The organism is Mesorhizobium sp. M1E.F.Ca.ET.041.01.1.1 (assembly GCF_003997355.1).
Classification (GTDB): Bacteria; Pseudomonadota; Alphaproteobacteria; order Rhizobiales; family Rhizobiaceae; genus Mesorhizobium.
Window position 1 is genome coordinate 1 of the sequence record NZ_RZSL01001037.1, and the last position, 1,255, is coordinate 1,255.

At 61.1% G+C, this 1,255-nt stretch carries 1 protein-coding gene and 1 pseudogene; both read left to right on the forward strand.

Features of this window, described 5'->3' with window-relative positions:
• A pseudogene (locus EOA38_RS39575) lies at window positions 1-301 on the forward strand (type IV secretion system protein); the annotation flags it as partial.
• Window positions 302-521: 220 nt separating this feature from the next.
• Window positions 522-1,255: type IV secretion system protein (locus EOA38_RS37120; RefSeq protein ID WP_189435197.1), on the forward strand; the 734-nt coding region annotated here is incomplete at its 3' end.

Consider the following 1,255-nt stretch of genomic DNA (forward strand, 5'->3'; position numbering starts at 1 on the left):
GCTGTTGAGCGCCCTCACCTCGCAGGCCTCGCAAGGCGTCGCGCAACGCGAGCAGTCGTTGCAGTCGGCCAGCGGCCAGATCGGACAGTCCGAGGACGTCAAGGGATCGGTCGATCAGAACACGCGCATGCAGCTCGAGAACGCACGCGCGGTCAACGAGCTCATCGGCGTCCAGAACGGTGCCGTCGCCGCGCTCAACGAGGAAATGAAGACCCGGCTGTTGCGGCAAAGCCAGGTGCAAAAGCTGATGACGCCGGCGCAAGTCAATCCGTTCGAAAATTTCGGCACAAGCGGGAACTGATCGTGAGGTGCCGAGCGAAACGGATGCCAGCCTGGTGGCGGCGGGTCGGTGTCGTCGCCGCAACGGTGGCGAGCGTCATGCTGGGCGGCTGCGCGGGGCCAGGTCGCGAGCTCAAGGCGCCTTGCGCGCCGTTGGCCTATGCTGGCGATACGAGCTGCGGACCCCTAAAACCGGTCAACGCGCCGCCCTTCGATCGTGTTGTCGAGGCTGGATGAACGGGTTGGCGACAAGCATTCTGGGCGGCATCGATGACGTCGGACGGGGCTTTGTCTCCAGCGTCTACCTGCAGCTCGGCTATGCGCTGGGCAATGTCTACGCGCTCATGCTCACCCTCTATATCATCTGGTGGGGCTACTCGATCCTCAGCGGCCGCGAGGCGATCTCTCCGATCGAGTCGGCATACCGTCTCGGCCGTGCGGTCGTCATCTATCTGCTGCTGAATGGATGGGGGACGTTCTCCGAGACGATCTACAAGCTCGTGCAAGCCGTGCCGAGCGAAATCGGCAAGATCATCGTCGGGGCCGTCTCGCGCGCCACTGGAAACCAGCTCTCGGATCAAGATGCGATCCCAGCCCTGATCGACAATCTCTACCGCGGCGCCCAGGACGTTGCCAATCAGGTCTACAGCGGCACTTTCTACGACATATTCAGCGCGCTGCTTTCCACCATCGTCCTTCTGGCCGCCATCATCTTTTCGGCGCTTGCGATCGCGGCAATCATCGCGGCCAAGATCATGCTGTTCATCACTTTGGCGCTCGCGCCGGTCTGGATTGTGATTTGGCTCTACCGGTGTTCAACCCGGATGAGCGAGGGATTCATTTCGCTCACCACCTATCTGATCATCCAGCAAATCCTCATCTACGGCTTCCTGGGCTTTTATTTTTCGCTGGTCAATCTGGCCTTGAACACTGCCACCTCGGGAGGCGCCAGCGTCGACAACAAGATGTCCATGGT